Genomic DNA, 16096 nt, shown 5'->3' with positions numbered 1-16096 from the left:
CCCGACTTTGAAAAGCTCCCCCATGCATCTCACCGGCACCCTGCAACAACGCGCCACCCGCCTGGTCTTCTTCGCCGCCGGCCTCGGCATGGCCGCCTGGGCCCCCTTGGTTCCCTACGCCAAGTCGCGCCTGGGCCTCGATGAAGCCACCCTCGGCATTTTGCTGCTGTGCCTGGGCGCCGGCTCGCTGTGCGCGATGCCGTTTACGGGCATGCTCACGGCACGCTTCGGCTGCCGCAAGGTCATTGTCGGCGCTGGCCTGCTCCTGACCGCCATCCTGCCCGGCCTGGCGCTGGCTGCCACGCCGCTGCAACTGGGCCTGGTGCTGCTGGTGTTCGGCGCGGCCATGGGCACGTTTGACGTGGCCATCAATATCCAGGCCGTGATCATCGAAAAAGCCAACGGCGGCGCCATGATGTCGGGCTTTCATGCGCTGTTCAGCGTGGGCGGCTTCGCCGGTGCGGCCTGCATGGCCCTGCTGTTGTGGCTGGGCCTGACGCCGGCCTGGTCCTGCGTGGTGGTGATGTTGCTGCTGTGCGGCGTGCTGGGCGCGGCGCAAGGCCATCTGCTGCCGACGGCGTCCGCCTCCGGCGAAAAGACGCCGCTGTTCGTCATGCCGCATGGCGCCGTCATTTTCATTGGCCTGTTGTGCTTTATCGTCTTCCTGGCCGAAGGCGCCATCCTCGACTGGAGCGCCCTGTTCCTCACCACCACGCGCGGCGTGGAAGAAGCCAAGGGCGGCCTCGGCTACGCCGCCTTCGCCATCGCCATGACGGTGGGCCGTTTCACCGGCGACAAGGTGGTCAGCCGTTTTGGCGGCAAGCGTGTGCTCACTTTTGGCGGCTTGTGCGCAGCGGCGGGCTTTTTCCTGGCCGTGCTGGCGCCGCACGCCAGCCTGGCCATGCTTGGCTTCGTGCTGATCGGCCTGGGCGCGGCAAATATCGTGCCCATCCTGTTTACGGCGGCAGGCAACCAGCATGCCATGCCGGCCAGCCTGGCCGTGGCGGCCATCACCACCATCGGCTACGCGGGCATCCTGGCCGGCCCGGCCGTGATCGGCTTCGTCGCCCACGCCACCAGCCTGAACATCGCCTTTGCCATGCTGGGCGCCGCCCTGCTGCTGGTGGCGGCCAGCGCGCGCCTGGTGGCGCAGGCAAAACAAGTATCCTGATCCTTCCTCCTGCCTGGCGGACGGCGCTAAAAAAGCGCCGCCCAACTGCGCCCAAATAAGGTCCGCGGGCCTGCGGCATGGTAAGCTTCGACCCCGCGCACATTGCTGGCGCCACGCGGTCATCCCATCCTGTCACTTATACCCGTACTTATACCCTTTTATACATCTATGGATCTCATTCTTGCGTTAAAAGCCATCATCATGGGGCTGGTCGAAGGTTTTACCGAATTCTTGCCGATTTCCTCCACGGGACATCTGATCCTGGCCGGCAGCCTGCTCGACTTTACCAAGGATGTCTCGAAAGAAGTCATGGATGTCTTCGAGATCGCCATCCAGGCCGGCGCCATCCTGGCCGTGTGCTGGGAATACCGCCAGCGCATCGGCAGCGTGCTGTCCACCTTCAGCACCGAAGTCAAGTCGCGCAAATTCGTGCTGAACGTGGCCATCGCCTTCATTCCGCTGGCCGTCATCGGCCTGGCCATCGGCAAGATGATCAAGCATGCGCTATTCAAGCCAGTACCGGTCGCCATGGCCTTCATCATCGGTGGCATCATCATCTTGCTGGTGGAGCGCCGCGCGCGCACCAACCCCGTCACCGTGCGCGTCAACTCGGTCGATGAAATGACGCCGTTCGACGCCCTGAAGGTGGGCTGCGCGCAGGCATTCGCGCTGATTCCGGGCACCAGCCGTTCCGGCTCGACCATCATCGGCGGCATGCTGCTGGGCCTGTCGCGCAAGACAGCCACCGAATTCTCGTTCTTCCTGGCCATCCCGACCTTGTTCGCGGCCACCTTCTACTCGCTGTACAAAGCGCGCGACATCCTGTCGGCCACCGACGTGCCCCTGTTCGGCCTGGGCACCGTGGCCGCCTTCATTTCCGCCTTCCTGTGCGTGCGCTGGCTGCTGCGCTACATCAGCTCGCACGACTTCACGTTTTTTGCCTGGTACCGCATTGTGTTCGGCTTGCTGGTGTTGGCCAGCGCCCACTACGGCTGGGTTGTTTGGGCAGAATAAGGCACTATGAATCAAGATCTTAACCAGCGCGCGCTGCACCTGCTGCAAACCGTTTTCGGCTACCCGGCCTTCCGCGGCCAGCAAGCCGACATCGTCGACCACGTCAGCCATGGCGGCGACGCGCTGGTGCTGATGCCCACGGGCGGCGGCAAATCCCTGTGCTACCAGATTCCCGCCCTGCTGCGCGACGGCGTCGGCGTCGTCGTCTCGCCATTGATCGCGCTGATGCAGGACCAGGTGGACGCGCTGGAGGAAGTCGGCGTGCGCGCCGCCTTCCTCAATTCCACGCAAACCTACGAGGAAGCGAGCCGCATCGAGCGCCTGGTGCGCACGGGCGGCATCGACGTCGTCTACGTGGCGCCAGAACGCCTGATGACGCAGCGTTGCCTGGACCTGTTCCAGGCGTCGAAGATCTCGCTGTTCGCCATCGACGAGGCGCATTGCGTGGCCCAGTGGGGCCACGACTTCCGCCCCGAATACATCAAGCTGTCGGTGCTGCACGAGCAGTTTCCGGACGTGCCGCGCATTGCGCTCACAGCCACCGCCGACCCGCAGACGCGCGCCGAAATCGCGCTGCGTTTGCAGCTGGAAGACGCGCGCCAGTTCGTCTCGTCCTTCGACCGCCCGAACATCCGCTACCAGATCGTGGAAAAGGCGAATGGCCGCAAGCAGCTGCTCGACTTCATCAACACGGAACACGCGGGCGACTGCGGCATCGTCTACTGCCTGTCGCGTAAAAAAGTCGAGGAGACGGCGGAATTTCTGAACCAGAGCGGCATCCGCGCCCTGCCCTATCACGCCGGCATGGAGTACGCGAAGCGCAGCGCCAACCAGGCGCGCTTCCTGCGCGAAGAAAACATCGTCATGGTCGCCACCATCGCCTTCGGCATGGGCATCGACAAGCCCGACGTGCGTTTCGTCGCCCACCTGGATCTACCGAAAAGCATCGAGGGCTATTACCAGGAAACGGGGCGCGCGGGCCGCGACGGCATGGCCGCCAACGCGTGGATGGCGTACGGCTTGCAGGACGTGGTGCTGCAGCGGCGCATGATCGACGAATCGGAGGCGGACGACACCTTCAAGCGCGTGCTGGGCGTCAAACTCGACGCCATGCTGGGCCTGTGCGAAACGCTCAGCTGCCGCCGCATGCGATTGCTCGAATACTTCGGCGAACCGGCTTCGCCGTGCGGCAATTGCGACACCTGCCTGGTGCCGCCAATCTCGTTCGACGGCACCGTGCCCGTGCAAAAACTGCTGTCGGCCATCTACCGCGTCGACCAGCGCTTCGCCGGCGGCCACGTGATCGACGTGCTGCGCGGCGTGGAATCGGAGCGCATCAAGACCTGGCACCACGACTCGCTGTCCGTCTTCGGCATCGGCTCGGACCTGGGCGAAGCGGAATGGAAATCGATTCTGCGCCAGGCCATCGCGCTGGGCCTCGTCTCGGTCGACCATGAACAATACAGCTCGCTGAAACTGACGGATGCCTCGCGCCCCGTGCTCAAGGGCGGCCAGAAGGTGCAGCTGCGCCAGTACCAGAAACCGGTGAAAACCAGCAAACGCAGCACCAGTGTGGCGAAGGGTTATGTCGAGACGGATCTGTCCACCAGCGAGCAGGCGATTTTCGACAAGCTGCGCTGGTGGCGCGTGGAGACGGCGCGCACGCACAACGTGCCGGCCTACGTCATTTTTGTCGATGCCACCCTGCGCGAAATCGCCAAGGCCAAACCCACCTCGCTCGAGCAGATGCGCGGCGTGAGCGGCGTCGGCGAGAAAAAACTGGCCTCGTACGGCGACGAAATCGTCGCCATGATACTGGAGATGATTTGATGGAAGATTTGATGGAAGCACTCTCGTCCGACCTGATCTATCAGGCCGTGAAAATTCTCGGCGCCCAGCCCGACGCCGAAGACGAGGTGGAAGCGCAAGTACGGTTACTGGTGCAGGACGATCTCACCGTGCGCCGCCTGGCCGACGTGGTGCCGGAAGCCTTCGGCCTGGTGCTGGCGTCGCACCTTCCCGGCGCCGAAAACATGACCCTGCCCCATACGTTCTGCGCCCAGGACGAGGACGGCGAATGGGTGGAGTTTCCCATGCGCCGCGAGCCGATCTTTGTCGTCGCCGCGGATATCGCCCAGCACACCTTCCACAACGGCCCGCGCGCGCTGATACAAAACCTGGCCAACCGCAGCTCCTTGCTGTCGGCCATCAACAAGGGCTTGAATGCGGGCGGCTCGCTCGACGGCACGACCCTGGGTCCGCCATCCTTCTTCGGCCTGCCGGCATCGCTGTACCAGCCGGCGGCATCACCCGCTACGCCCTGAGCACTTCACTTTGCCCTTGTCCTTGATAAGAGAACGCTGCCGCGATGGAAACCAAATGGCTGGAAGACTTCATTTCGCTCGCTGAAACGCATAACTTCAGCCGTTCCGCGGCCCTGCGCCACGTCACTCAGCCGGCCTTCTCGCGGCGCATCCAGTCGCTGGAAAACTGGCTCGGCATCGACCTGGTCGACCGCACCTCCTACCCCACGCGCCTGACGCCGGCCGGCGCCGTGTTCTACGAGCAGGCACTGGAAATGCTGGGGCAGATCAACGGCGTGCGCGCGCTGTTGCGCGGCAAGCGGGCCGCCACGCAGACGAGCGTCGATTTCGCCGTGCCCCACACCCTCTCACTGACCTTCATGCCGAAGTGGCTGACGGCCCTGGAAGAAGGTTTTGCGCCGATCAACAGCCGCCTGATGGCCCTGAACGTGCACGACGCCGTGCTGCAGCTGGTCGACGGCGGCTGTGACCTGCTGCTGTGCTATCACCATCCGCGCCAGCCGGTGCAGCTGGACCCGGGCCGCTACGACATGCTGGTGATGGGCCGCGAAACCCTGCGCGCCTATGCGCGCTGCGGCCAGGACAAGGTGCCGGACTTCGTCCTGCCCGGCAGCGCCAAGGAGCCGCTGCCCTTCCTCTCCTACACCAGCAACGCCTACCTGGGACGCATGGTGGAATTGCTGGTGGCCGACGCCAAGGCACCGCTGTTCCTGGAAACCTGCTACGAAACGGACATGGCCGAAGGCTTGAAGATGATGACGCTGGAAGGCCGCGGCATCGCCTTCCTGCCCGAATCGGCCGTCATGCGCGACGTCAAGTACAAACACCTGGCGCGCGCCGACGGCGGCGCGCCAGGCTGGGAAATCGAGCTGGAAATCCGTTTGTACCGGGAACGCCCATCGAGCCTGCGTCCCGGCAAGCAGATCGTCGAAAGCCTGTGGCAATACCTGGTGCAGTCGCAGGATGGCAAGGCGCGCATGGGCAAGCGCCGCAAACGCGCCACCGAGGCCACCCAGTCCTGACTGGCAATCCTGGCAACACAACTATGCAATAAATGCATAACCGGATGCGCACAAAGCATTGGCCGGGGCATGAGGCTATCGCCTACGATGCGGTTCCGCTGCGCGCAGCTGCATATCGGCTGTGCCTCTAACGTATTCGTATTGTCCAGGAGCTTATCAAGCATGACCAGCAAGCACGCACTTCCTTCCTACCTGAATCCTGAAGACCTTGGCCCATGGGGCGTCTACCTCGAGCAGATCGACCGCGTTACGCCGTACCTGGGCAACCTGTCGCGCTGGGTGGAAACGCTGAAGCGTCCAAAGCGCATCCTGACGGTCGACGTGCCTATCGAGCGCGATGACGGCACCATTGCCCACTACGAAGGCTACCGCGTGCAGCACAACCTGTCGCGCGGCCCGGGCAAGGGCGGCGTGCGCTTCCACCAGGACGTGACGTTGTCGGAAGTGATGGCCCTGTCGGCCTGGATGACGGTCAAGAATGCCGCCGTCAACGTGCCATACGGCGGCGCCAAGGGCGGTATCCGTGTCGATCCGAAGACCCTGTCACGCAACGAACTGCAACGCCTGACCCGCCGCTACACGAGCGAGATCAGCATGATCATCGGACCGAACAAGGATATCCCGGCGCCGGACGTCAACACGAATGAACAAGTCATGGCGTGGATGATGGACAGCTACGCCATGATCGGCGGCAATATGTCGACCGGCGTGGTGACGGGCAAGCCAATCTCGCTGGGCGGCAGCCTGGGCCGCCGCGATGCGACGGGCCGCGGCGTGTTCGTCGTCGGTTGCGATGCGGCCGCCAAGGTCGGCATGTCGCTCGAAGGCGCGAAAGTCATCGTGCAAGGTTTCGGCAACGTGGGCGGCGTCGCTGCACGCATGTTCGCTGAAGCCGGCTCGAAAGTGGTGGCGGTACAAGACCACAAGACCACCGTCGTGCACGCTGGCGGCTTGAACATCCCGCAACTGCTGGCACACGTGGCCGAAGTGGGCAGCGTCGAAGGCTTCCCGGGCGCCGAGGCATTCGTGCCGCGCGAAGATTTCTGGGGCATCGATTGCGACATCCTGATCCCGGCCGCGCTGGAACAGCAAATCACGGCCGAACGCGCACAAGTCATCCGCGCCAAGATCATCCTGGAAGGCGCCAATGGCCCGACCCTGCCGGCAGCGGACGACATCCTGACCGACCGTGGCGTGCTGATCGTGCCGGACGTGCTGGCCAACGCCGGCGGCGTGACCGTCAGCTACTTCGAGTGGGCGCAGAACTTCTCGAGCTTCTTCTGGACGGAAGAAGAAATCAACAGCCGCCTGACCCGCATCATGCGCGAAGCGTTCGACGCAGTATGGCAAGTGTCGCAAGAGAAGAAAGTGTCGATGCGTACCGCGACCTTCATCCTGGCATGCACCCGCGTCCTGCAAGCTCGCGAAGTGCGCGGCCTGTATCCATAATGGCTGCCTGAGAAAATGCCTGGGGCGTTGTTGCTTCGCCTCGCCGTACTTGCGTACTGTCTTCGGCTTTGCGCCTAGCCCCAGACATTTTTCAGGCGCCATTGGGTTGATGGCGCTCTAAAAAAATCCCGCCACACTGACGTGTGAGCGGGATTTTTTGTATCTGGCGGATTTTTTTACGCCGCGTAGCCTTGCGGGTTCTGGTGCTGCCAGCGCCAGTGGTCGCGGCACATGTCGTCGATATTTTTCTGCGCCTGCCAGCCCAGCAATTCTTTCGCCTTGTCGGCCGAGGCGTAGCAGCTGGCGATGTCGCCGGGGCGGCGCGGCACGATGTCGTACGGGACCTTGCGACCGCTGGCCGCCTCGAAGGCGCGCACGGTGTCGAGCACGCTGTAGCCGTGGCCCGTGCCCAGGTTGACGGTAAAGCCGCCCTCGGTGGAAAACAGGCGGTTCAATGCGGCCACATGGCCCAGCGCCAGGTCGACCACGTGGATATAGTCGCGCACACCCGTGCCATCCGGCGTATCGTAGTCGTTACCGAACACGGCCAGGCGCTCCCGGCGGCCCACGGCCACCTGGGCGATGAAGGGCATCAGGTTGTTCGGAATGCCGGCTGGATCTTCGCCGATCAAGCCGCTGGCATGCGCGCCGACCGGATTAAAGTAACGCAGCACGCCGACTTGCCATTGTGCATCGGCATGCACGAGATCGGCCAGGATCTGCTCGACCATCAGCTTCGAGCGGCCGTAGGGGTTGGTGACGGACAGGCGCGACGCTTCCAGGATCGGCAAGGCTTCCGGGTCGCCATACACGGTGGCCGACGAGCTGAATACAAAACGCTTCACATTCGCCGCCGCCAGCACTTCCAGCAAGGCCACGGTGCCCGTTACATTGTTGTCCATATACATCAGCGGCTGCGCCACGGATTCGCCCACCGCCTTCAAGCCTGCGAAATGGATCACGGCATCGATGGCGTGCTCGCGCAGGACGGCGGCCATGGCCGCGCGGTCGCGCACGTCTGCTGCATAGAAGGGCACGCTTTTGCCGGAGATGCGCTCCACGCGCGCCATCGCTTCGCGCGCGCTATTGCACAAATTATCCACTGCAACGACATCAAAGCCGGCAGCCAGCAATTCGACACAGGTATGCGAACCGATGAAACCGGATGCGCCGGTCACGAGTATTTTCTTGGACATAATATCAATCAATGCAAAAAAGATAAGACTACCGTAATTCGCCCACCTTGCCTAGCCAGCGCACGATAGCGCGCGCATTAAAAAAAGCCTGCGGCGTCGCTGCGGCAGGCTTGTTCTCGTGCAAACGGCACAGGTGGGCAAACCGCCAGGTTATTTCTTGATGAACACCAGATCCCACACGCCATGGCCCAGCTTCAAGCCACGGTTTTCAAACTTGGTCAGGGGACGATACGCCGGTTGCGGCGCATAGCCGTCGGCGCTATTGTGCAACTGCGGCTCGGCGCCCAGCACTTCCAGCATTTGCACTGCGTAATCTTCCCAATCGGTGGCGCAATGCAGATAGCCGCCCGGCGCCAGGCGATCGGTCAATTGCTTGACGAATGGAGACTGGATCAGGCGGCGCTTGTTGTGGCGCGCCTTGTGCCATGGATCAGGGAAAAAGACGTGGATACCGGCCAGCGAATTGGCCGGAATCATGTGCGTCAGCACTTCCACCGCATCGTGCTGCAGCAGGCGCAGATTCGTCAGCGATTCTTCGCCGATCAGCTTCAACAGGCTGCCGACACCGGGCGTATGCACTTCAACACCAATGAAATCCTTCTCCGGCATGGCTTTGGCGATATGCGCAGTCGTCGCGCCCATGCCAAAACCGATTTCCAGGATCACGGGCGCCTTACGGCCAAACACCTGCTCGAAATCCATCGGTTCTTTGGCGAAAGGCAACAGAAACTGCGGGCCCAGTGTCTCGAGCGCGCGCGCCTGCGCCACGGAAAGCCGTCCCGCGCGGGTCACGAAACTGCGGATGCGGTGTTCGGTCGGATCGTACATCATAGGCCGCGCCGGGCCGTTTGCTGGGGTATCAGAAGACATGGGAATGGAGAAATAAGTGGCTGCGCCGCATCAAGCCAGGCGCCAGCGAAAAATGGAGCGGGTGAAGGGAATCGAACCCTCGTCGTAAGCTTGGGAAGCTTCTGCTCTACCATTGAGCTACACCCGCGAAGCCTGCATTTTACGCGGGATGACGAGGACTTGGCAAACTTGTGCGGCGCTTTCGGATTCCCCGGGAATTCTCGCCATGCTTTATAAAAAAACATGTGAAGATGCATCGGCATGGCATCATTTTTGTTGATGGAGAACAACAACGCGAACAGCCAGACGCGGTGAATGATCTGCTATGCGGCTAAAATACACCAAATTATTGTCGCCGTAGCCTGTACGGCGCAGACTAGCAAGAGAAATGTTGCTACAATCATGTGACAGTTTAGCATTCCCGCTGTTCAACCTAAAAGGATATCCCATGAAGAAAATTCTGATCGCTTCGGCAATCCTGTGCTTCGCTTCCGCACAAGCCATGGCTCAATCGGCTCCAGCTCCTGTACCAGTCGCAGCGGCACCAGCTGGTGGTGCTGCTGCTGGCGCCGCTGCCGGCGCCACTGTTGCCGGCCTGAGCACGAGCGCCCTGATCGCAATCGGCGCCGCAGTTGCCGTTGTGGCCGGTGCAGCTAGCTCGGACTCGACCACCGCGCACACGACCCCAAGCCACGCCAAATAATCTGTCGACGCCTTTGGCTGAAACAGACAAGACCAAGCCCGCGACCTGACGTCAAATCGCGAGACGCTGGCCTGGTCTCACGAGAAGCTGGCTTTGTCATACGCAGCGCCACTTCCTCGATAAAAGCCCTTTTTCATTTCTTGAAAACGGGCTTTTTATTTTTCTTCAATAATGCCCGCGCCAAGAGCCGCAGCCGTCAGGAACATGAAACGCCCTGACCAATCATGCATAGTTAATGAAAAACCAGCCTCTCCATAAACGCATGGAATTTGCCCTTCAAGGCTTGGGTGCCGCCTTCCGCATGGAATCGAGCTTTCGGCTGCAATGCCTTGCCGCCCTCTTGGTATTGCTTGTACTTGCCTGGTACCGGCCAGCGATGATCTGGTGGGCTTTGTTATTGCTCAACTGTGGCATGGTCCTCGCGGCGGAGCTCTTCAACACCGCTCTCGAAAATCTGATTGATCACATTCATCCGGCCCTCCATCCCAGCATCAAGATCGTCAAGGACTGCGCCGCAGGAGCCGTGCTCATTCTCAGTATCAGTGCCCTATGCGTGTTTGTTGCTTTTTTGCTTGAAAACGTTGCGTGCTAAGCAGAAATACCGGGGCAGCAAACTACAATACAGGACGCGCCAAAGTGCGTGTCTCTCAGGCTCCATGGAGTCCGGAGAAAATACAAAGATTCCTGTAATTTATTAAAAATATTGCTCTCATTGGCAATAATTACATTTACATTGAAGCATAAATGACTATTCCCCTCGTACCGGTAATTCTTTGTGGTGGTTCCGGCACACGTTTATGGCCGCTTTCGCGCGAGGTATTCCCGAAACAGTTTCTGCGCTTGTCCACTCAGGGCAGCATGCTGCAACAAACGCTGCAGCGCCTGGCAGGCATAGACACCGTGTCGCCAGCACTGCTGGTATGCAACGAATCCTCGCGTTTTGTTGTCGCAGAGCAAGTGCGTGAGATCGGTCTGGAAAATAGCCGCATGCTGCTTGAACCCATGCGCCGCAATACGGCTCCAGCAATCGCCTCGGCAGCCTTGCATGCGATGGACAGTGGTGAGGATCCGCTCCTGCTGGTGCTGCCTTCGGACCACGTCATTCTGGACGCCCCGGCCTTCCATCGCGCCGTCGCGCTGGCGCGTACTGCAGCAGAGGCAGGTCAGTTGCTGACGTTCGGCATCACGCCAACGGGACCAGAGACAGGATACGGCTATATTCGCGTCGAGGGCGCTGCAAGCGGGCAAGTCCAACGCGTGCTTGAATTCGTGGAAAAGCCGGCCCTGACGCTCGCGGAACAATATGTCGCCAGCGGCGACTACTTCTGGAACAGCGGTATGTTCCTGTTCCGCGCCAGCCGCTACCTGGAAGAGTTGGCGTGCTTCCAACCCGCTGTTCTGGCAGCTTGCCGCGCTGCCATCAGCGCCGCGAAAAGCGACCTCGACTTCATTCGCCTGGACAAGGATGCCTACGCCGCCAGTCCCGATATCGCCGTGGACTACGCCGTCATGGAGCGCACCAGCCATGCTTCGACCGTCGCCCTCGATGCAGGCTGGAATGATATCGGTTCCTGGAAAGCCGTACTCGGCGTGGCGGAAAAGGATGCCAGCCAGAATAGCACCCAGGGCGATGTACTGATCCAGGATTGCAACGATTGCCTGGTACACAGCACTAGCCGCCTGGTCACCGCCATTGGCATGCGCAATACCGTCATCGTGGAAACCGCCGATGCCGTGCTGGTCATGGATGCGGATCAGGCACAACAAACGAAAACCATGGTCGCGCAATTGGTCGACAGGCAGCGCCCCGAGGCCACCATGCACCGTGAAGTCTTCCGTCCGTGGGGTTCCTATGATTCCATCGGCAATGGCGAGCGCTTCCAGGTCAAGCGGATCACCGTCAAGCCTGGCGCCAAGCTGTCATTGCAAATGCATCACCACCGCGCCGAGCACTGGATCGTGGTCTCCGGCACTGCCCAGATCACGAATGGCGACAAGGAATATTTGCTGACCGAAAACCAGTCTACCTATATTCCCCTCGGCGTCGTCCACTCGCTGGCCAACCCGGGCAAGCTGCCGCTGGAATTGATTGAAATTCAATCGGGTAGCTACCTTGGGGAAGACGACATTGTCCGCTTTGAAGACCGCTACGGCCGCACTTGACCGAGCAGATACGTAAGCACCATGCATACGGCACCACAAGAATTTACACCGAAGTTTATAAGGTTTAGCAAGTCATCATGAAACCAATCGAAGGCATCTTTGTACAAGAAATAAAATGGTATTGCAGCAGCAGGGTAGAAAAATATTTCCTCACCTTTGCCGATGCGTTAGCCATGTTCACGGCATTCTGGCTCGCCGGCACATGGACCCTCGATGGCGGCGATTTGAACAACTGGGGCTTGGATAGCTCACGCCTGCTCAGTTACAGCCTGCTATCCGTGGTCACTGTGGCGATCTTCAAGCTGAAGGGCCATCATGCCAAACGCCGCCCGTACTCGAATGAAATCAAGGAACTGCTGAAGATCGCCATGGTCATGGGCCTGATCGACGCGGCCCTGGTCTTCCTCGACAAGCGCGACTCTTCGCGCGAGGCACTGTTGGCCACCTGGCTGCTGGTGCCATGCTGTGTCCTGCTGCTGCGCGGCATGGTCAAATACCTGCTGATGAAAGCTGGCGGCTGGATACGCCCCATGGTCATCATCGGATGGGGTGACAATGCCTTGCAAACAGCGCGGGCCTTCGATGAGGAAGCATTAATGGGCTATCGCCTGATTGCCTTCCTGATCCCCGAAGGCCAAGGCCGCCTGGAGCAACACTACGTGAACCGCAGCAAACAGGCGGTGCCGTGCATTCCGCTTGGTGTCAATCCTGAAGAAACGCTCAAGCTGCTGGGTGATCCGCATGCAGTTGTCGCTCTGGAGCAAGGCGGCATCGATGCCTATCAGGGCATGATCCAGCAAGTCAGCCGTTGCGTTGCCAATATGCAAGTGGTACCTGCCGTACGCGGCCTGCCCCTGTATGGCATGGAGGTCAACCATTTCTTTACACATGAGGTGCTGCTGCTGACCATGCGCAACAACCTGGCACGGCCAGGTTTACAAATGATCAAGCGCTGCTTTGATCTGACGACGGCGATCGCCGTGATGGTCGTCGGGGCGCCCATCCTGCTGTGGATCGCCGCCAAGGTCATGGCCTCTGGCCGCCCCATCTTCTACGGCCACAAACGTGTGGGGCAGAATGGCAAGCATTTTCTCTGCTACAAATTCCGTACCATGGCCGTCAATGCAGACGTCTTGCTGAAAGAATTGCTGGAGCGCGACCCTGAAGCCCGTGCCGAGTGGGACCGTGATTTCAAACTGAAGAACGACCCTCGCATCACCTCGATCGGCCACTTCCTGCGCCGGACCAGTCTTGATGAATTGCCGCAGCTATGGAACGTACTGAAAGGCGAAATGAGCCTGGTCGGGCCGCGCCCGGTTGTTGATGCGGAACTGGAGCGTTATGGCCCCCAAGTAGACTATTACCTGGAAGCGAAACCCGGCGTCACGGGTCTATGGCAAGTCAGCGGCAGGAACGACGTCAGCTATGATACGCGCGTTTATCTGGATGCATGGTATGTCAAGAACTGGTCTTTATTCAATGACATTGTTATTCTACTGAAAACGGTTAAAGTCATTTTCAAGAAAGATGGCGCGTATTAACTACATGATCAAATAAAATTTCAAATAATTTCATTTCGGAAATAGAAGAGTGAAGCATCGTGACGATGTTCAAGTAAAAAAGGATAACAACATGATTTTAGTGACTGGCGGCGCCGGCTTCATCGGCTCCAACTTTGTACGCGACTGGCTGGCGCTCAACGATGAGCCCGTGATCAATTTTGACAAACTGACCTATGCTGGCAATCTCAGCAATCTGGCCAGCCTGGAGCAAGACCCGCGGCATATCTTTGTGCGTGGCGATATTTGCGATACCGCTCACATCTCGCGCCTGCTGGCAGAACACCAGCCACGCGCCATCGTGCATTTTGCCGCAGAGAGCCATGTCGATCGCTCGATCCATAGCCCCGGCGAATTCATTTCGACCAACGTCAACGGTACCTTCAGCCTGCTGGAAGCGGCACGCGCCTATTGGAGCGGCTTGACGGGCGAAGCCAAGGACGGATTCCGCTTCCTGCACGTCTCGACCGACGAAGTGTATGGCACCCTGGGACCGAATGATCCGCCATTCACGGAAACGACGCCGTATGCGCCAAACAGCCCCTACTCGGCATCGAAAGCGGCGTCCGATCATCTGGTGCGTGCGTATTTCCATACGTATGGCATGCCCGTGCTGACGACCAACTGTTCGAACAACTATGGCTCCTTCCATTTCCCGGAAAAACTGATTCCGCTCATCATCAGCAACGCCCGCGCCGGCAAGGCCTTGCCTATCTATGGCGATGGCATGCAAGTGCGCGACTGGCTGTACGTGGGCGACCACTGCTCGGCGATTCGCCGCGTCCTGGAAGCAGGTCGTCTGGGCGAGGTGTACAACGTGGGCGGCTGGAATGAAATGGCCAATCTGGAAGTCGTGCATACCTTGTGCGACATCCTCGATACGCTCGATCCCAAGGCGTCCGGCAGCTATCGCGAACAAATCACCTATGTACAGGATCGCCCTGGGCACGACCGTCGCTATGCCATCGACGCACGCAAGATCGAGCGCGAACTGGGCTGGAAGCCAGCCGAAACCTTCGCCACCGGCATCCGCAAGACCGTTCAATGGTACCTGGACAACCAGGCCTGGGTACGCGATGTCCAGTCGGGTGACTACCTCAAGTGGGTAGAGAAAAACTACGCGGCACGCGACACGGCCAAGGAGCAGCAATAATGGCAACCCCCATCGAACGCAAGGGCATCATCCTGGCTGGCGGTTCCGGCACGCGCCTGTACCCTGTCACCATGGCCGTCTCGAAGCAACTGCTGCCCGTATACGACAAGCCGATGATCTACTATCCGCTGACCACCCTGATGCTGGCCGGCATACGCGATATCCTGATCATTTCCACGCCACAAGATACGCCGCGCTTCCAGGAGTTGCTGGGCGATGGCAGCCAGTGGGGTATCAGCCTGACCTATGCCGTGCAGCCCAGCCCGGATGGCCTGGCACAGGCGTTCATCATCGGCAAAGAGTTTGTCGGCGATGCACCATCGGCGCTGATTCTGGGTGACAACATCTATTACGGTCACGACTTTGAATCGCAGTTGCGCGAGGCCTCGGCGCGCACCAGCGGCTCGACCGTGTTTGCCTATCATGTCACCGATCCGGAACGCTATGGCGTCGTCGATTTCGATGCACAACGCCGGGCCATCAGCATTGAAGAAAAGCCGCTCAAGCCAAAATCGAACTACGCCGTCACCGGCCTGTATTTCTACGACAGCCAGGTGTGCGATATCGCCGCCGGCATCGCCCCGTCACCACGTGGCGAGTTGGAAATCACGGATGTCAACCGTACTTATCTGGAGCGCGGGCAGTTGAACGTAGAACTGATGGGCCGCGGCATGGCCTGGCTCGACACCGGCACGCATGAATCCCTGCTCGAAGCGGGCCAATTCATCGCCACCATCGAGAACCGTCAGGGCTTGAAAGTTGCTTGCCCTGAAGAAATCGCCTACCGCCGTGGCTACATCGATGCAGCCACGCTCGAAGCATTGGCACAACCCTTGAAAAAGAACGCTTACGGTCAATACCTGCTGCGCTTGCTCGAAGAAAAAATATACTAAAGCCTGAACGGCTCATTTCACACCATGCAAATTCAAACCACCGCCATACCGGACGTCCTGATCCTTGAACCCACCGTGTTCGGCGATGACCGGGGCTTTTTCTACGAAAGCTTCAATCAGAAGCGCTTTGCCGAACTGACCGGCGTCACGCGCGATTTCGTGCAGGACAATCATTCCAAGTCGGCCAAGGGCGTGTTGCGCGGCCTGCACTACCAGATCCAGCAACCGCAAGGCAAGCTGGTGCGTGTGACCGCTGGCGAAGTCTTCGACGTCGCCGTCGACCTGCGCAAAAGCTCGCCGACGTTTGGCCACTGGATAGGCGTGACCTTATCAGCGGCCAATAAACGCCAGTTGTGGATACCAGAAGGCTTTGCCCACGGTTTTGTGGTCACCAGCGACAGCGCCGAGTTCCTGTACAAGACGACCGACTACTGGGCACCGGAGTTCGAACGCAGCCTCCTGTGGAACGATCCAGCCATCGGTATCGACTGGCCGCTCGATGGCGAACCACTGCTGTCTGGCAAAGATAAAGTCGGTACCTTGCTGGCCAATGCCGACGTTTTTGCCTGACCGTTACCGACCAATCTGACACACTGGAAC

General features: G+C 60.0%; 15 protein-coding genes and 1 tRNA gene. 13 read left to right on the top strand and 3 right to left on the bottom strand.

The genetic code is table 11. From position 1 onward, the window contains the following. Positions 1 to 22: 22 nt before the first annotated feature. The 6 genes from OX460_RS23585 (at position 23) to OX460_RS23560 (ending at position 6980) form a co-directional block, all read left to right on the top strand. Positions 23 to 1171 (top strand): MFS transporter, encoded by a 1149-nt coding sequence (locus OX460_RS23585; protein ID WP_289900109.1) that lies wholly within the window; start codon positions 23 to 25, stop codon positions 1169 to 1171. Between the two features lie 168 nt (positions 1172 to 1339). Further along, positions 1340 to 2185 carry an undecaprenyl-diphosphate phosphatase gene (locus OX460_RS23580; RefSeq protein WP_099666310.1) on the top strand — a complete coding sequence of 282 codons (846 nt, stop codon included), beginning with the start codon at positions 1340 to 1342 and terminating at the stop codon, positions 2183 to 2185. A gap of 6 nt (positions 2186 to 2191) precedes the next feature. After that, positions 2192 to 4015: a DNA helicase RecQ gene (gene recQ, locus OX460_RS23575; protein ID WP_287775263.1), complete on the top strand. Its 1824-nt coding sequence runs from the start codon at positions 2192 to 2194 to the stop codon at positions 4013 to 4015. Then, positions 4015 to 4509, top strand: coding sequence for a hypothetical protein (locus OX460_RS23570; RefSeq protein ID WP_289900108.1), 495 nt, complete (start codon positions 4015 to 4017; stop codon positions 4507 to 4509). Before recQ ends, OX460_RS23570 begins: the two co-directional genes overlap by 1 nt. Before the next feature lie 44 nt (positions 4510 to 4553). Beyond that, the gene (locus tag OX460_RS23565; protein ID WP_289900107.1) at positions 4554 to 5531 is read left to right on the top strand and encodes a LysR family transcriptional regulator; all 978 of its coding nucleotides are present in this window, start codon (positions 4554 to 4556) and stop codon (positions 5529 to 5531) included. 162 nt (positions 5532 to 5693) lie between these two features. Next, complete coding sequence (locus tag OX460_RS23560; protein WP_034785857.1) at positions 5694 to 6980, top strand: Glu/Leu/Phe/Val dehydrogenase; 1287 nt, start codon at positions 5694 to 5696, stop codon at positions 6978 to 6980. Between the two features lie 176 nt (positions 6981 to 7156). Here OX460_RS23560 and galE read toward each other — a convergent pair whose 3' ends face one another. The 3 genes from galE to OX460_RS23545 all read right to left on the bottom strand — a co-directional run bounded on the left by galE (position 7157) and on the right by OX460_RS23545 (position 9173). Then, entirely contained in the window at positions 7157 to 8176 is a 1020-nt protein-coding gene (gene galE / locus OX460_RS23555; protein ID WP_289900106.1) for a UDP-glucose 4-epimerase GalE, read from the bottom strand. A 150-nt stretch (positions 8177 to 8326) separates the two neighbouring features. Further along, positions 8327 to 9007 carry a tRNA (guanosine(46)-N7)-methyltransferase TrmB gene (trmB, locus tag OX460_RS23550; RefSeq protein ID WP_099394995.1) on the bottom strand — a complete coding sequence of 227 codons (681 nt, stop codon included), beginning with the start codon at positions 9005 to 9007 and terminating at the stop codon, positions 8327 to 8329. 92 nt (positions 9008 to 9099) lie between these two features. Next, positions 9100 to 9173 (bottom strand) — tRNA-Gly (locus tag OX460_RS23545). 300 nt (positions 9174 to 9473) lie between these two features. Here OX460_RS23545 and OX460_RS23540 point away from each other — a divergent pair. The 7 genes from OX460_RS23540 (at position 9474) to rfbC (ending at position 16066) form a co-directional block, all read left to right on the top strand. Then, a complete protein-coding gene (locus OX460_RS23540) occupies positions 9474 to 9728 on the top strand; it encodes a hypothetical protein (RefSeq protein ID WP_251350084.1) in 255 nt (84 codons plus the stop codon). A gap of 235 nt (positions 9729 to 9963) precedes the next feature. Further along, the gene (locus OX460_RS23535) at positions 9964 to 10320 is read left to right on the top strand and encodes a diacylglycerol kinase (protein ID WP_289900105.1); all 357 of its coding nucleotides are present in this window, start codon (positions 9964 to 9966) and stop codon (positions 10318 to 10320) included. Between the two features lie 152 nt (positions 10321 to 10472). Then, positions 10473 to 11891 (top strand): mannose-1-phosphate guanylyltransferase/mannose-6-phosphate isomerase, encoded by a 1419-nt coding sequence (locus OX460_RS23530; protein ID WP_289900104.1) that lies wholly within the window; start codon positions 10473 to 10475, stop codon positions 11889 to 11891. Between the two features lie 77 nt (positions 11892 to 11968). Beyond that, positions 11969 to 13432 (top strand): undecaprenyl-phosphate galactose phosphotransferase WbaP, encoded by a 1464-nt coding sequence (wbaP, locus tag OX460_RS23525; protein WP_099666304.1) that lies wholly within the window; start codon positions 11969 to 11971, stop codon positions 13430 to 13432. A 91-nt stretch (positions 13433 to 13523) separates the two neighbouring features. Next, positions 13524 to 14603 carry a dTDP-glucose 4,6-dehydratase gene (rfbB, locus tag OX460_RS23520; protein ID WP_099666303.1) on the top strand — a complete coding sequence of 360 codons (1080 nt, stop codon included), beginning with the start codon at positions 13524 to 13526 and terminating at the stop codon, positions 14601 to 14603. Continuing rightward, the gene (gene rfbA, locus OX460_RS23515) at positions 14603 to 15496 is read left to right on the top strand and encodes a glucose-1-phosphate thymidylyltransferase RfbA (RefSeq protein WP_251350080.1); all 894 of its coding nucleotides are present in this window, start codon (positions 14603 to 14605) and stop codon (positions 15494 to 15496) included. Before rfbB ends, rfbA begins: the two co-directional genes overlap by 1 nt. A gap of 24 nt (positions 15497 to 15520) precedes the next feature. Next, on the top strand, positions 15521 to 16066 hold the full coding sequence (gene rfbC / locus OX460_RS23510) for a dTDP-4-dehydrorhamnose 3,5-epimerase (protein WP_099666301.1): 546 nt from the start codon (positions 15521 to 15523) through the stop codon (positions 16064 to 16066). Positions 16067 to 16096: the final 30 nt, after the last annotated feature.

Source organism: Janthinobacterium sp. SUN033 (assembly GCF_030397595.1).
Taxonomy (GTDB): Bacteria; Pseudomonadota; Gammaproteobacteria; order Burkholderiales; family Burkholderiaceae_D; genus Janthinobacterium; species Janthinobacterium kumbetense.
The sequence above is the reverse complement of the archived record's forward strand: the minus strand, read 5'-3'. Positions and strand labels throughout refer to the sequence as shown.

Excerpts from the sequence above, each read along its gene's own strand:
- OX460_RS23585 (WP_289900109.1), top strand. The coding sequence starts at position 23 with ATGCATCTCACCGGCACCCTGCAACAACGCGCCACCCGCCTGGTCTTC.
- OX460_RS23580 (WP_099666310.1), top strand. The coding sequence starts at position 1,340 with ATGGATCTCATTCTTGCGTTAAAAGCCATCATCATGGGGCTGGTCGAA.
- recQ (WP_287775263.1), top strand. The coding sequence starts at position 2,192 with ATGAATCAAGATCTTAACCAGCGCGCGCTGCACCTGCTGCAAACCGTT.
- OX460_RS23570 (WP_289900108.1), top strand. The coding sequence starts at position 4,015 with ATGGAAGATTTGATGGAAGCACTCTCGTCCGACCTGATCTATCAGGCC.
- OX460_RS23565 (WP_289900107.1), top strand. The coding sequence starts at position 4,554 with ATGGAAACCAAATGGCTGGAAGACTTCATTTCGCTCGCTGAAACGCAT.
- OX460_RS23560 (WP_034785857.1), top strand. The coding sequence starts at position 5,694 with ATGACCAGCAAGCACGCACTTCCTTCCTACCTGAATCCTGAAGACCTT.
- galE (WP_289900106.1), bottom strand. The coding sequence starts at position 8,176 with ATGTCCAAGAAAATACTCGTGACCGGCGCATCCGGTTTCATCGGTTCG.
- trmB (WP_099394995.1), bottom strand. The coding sequence starts at position 9,007 with ATGATGTACGATCCGACCGAACACCGCATCCGCAGTTTCGTGACCCGC.
- OX460_RS23540 (WP_251350084.1), top strand. The coding sequence starts at position 9,474 with ATGAAGAAAATTCTGATCGCTTCGGCAATCCTGTGCTTCGCTTCCGCA.
- OX460_RS23535 (WP_289900105.1), top strand. The coding sequence starts at position 9,964 with ATGAAAAACCAGCCTCTCCATAAACGCATGGAATTTGCCCTTCAAGGC.
- OX460_RS23530 (WP_289900104.1), top strand. The coding sequence starts at position 10,473 with ATGACTATTCCCCTCGTACCGGTAATTCTTTGTGGTGGTTCCGGCACA.
- wbaP (WP_099666304.1), top strand. The coding sequence starts at position 11,969 with ATGAAACCAATCGAAGGCATCTTTGTACAAGAAATAAAATGGTATTGC.
- rfbB (WP_099666303.1), top strand. The coding sequence starts at position 13,524 with ATGATTTTAGTGACTGGCGGCGCCGGCTTCATCGGCTCCAACTTTGTA.
- rfbA (WP_251350080.1), top strand. The coding sequence starts at position 14,603 with ATGGCAACCCCCATCGAACGCAAGGGCATCATCCTGGCTGGCGGTTCC.
- rfbC (WP_099666301.1), top strand. The coding sequence starts at position 15,521 with ATGCAAATTCAAACCACCGCCATACCGGACGTCCTGATCCTTGAACCC.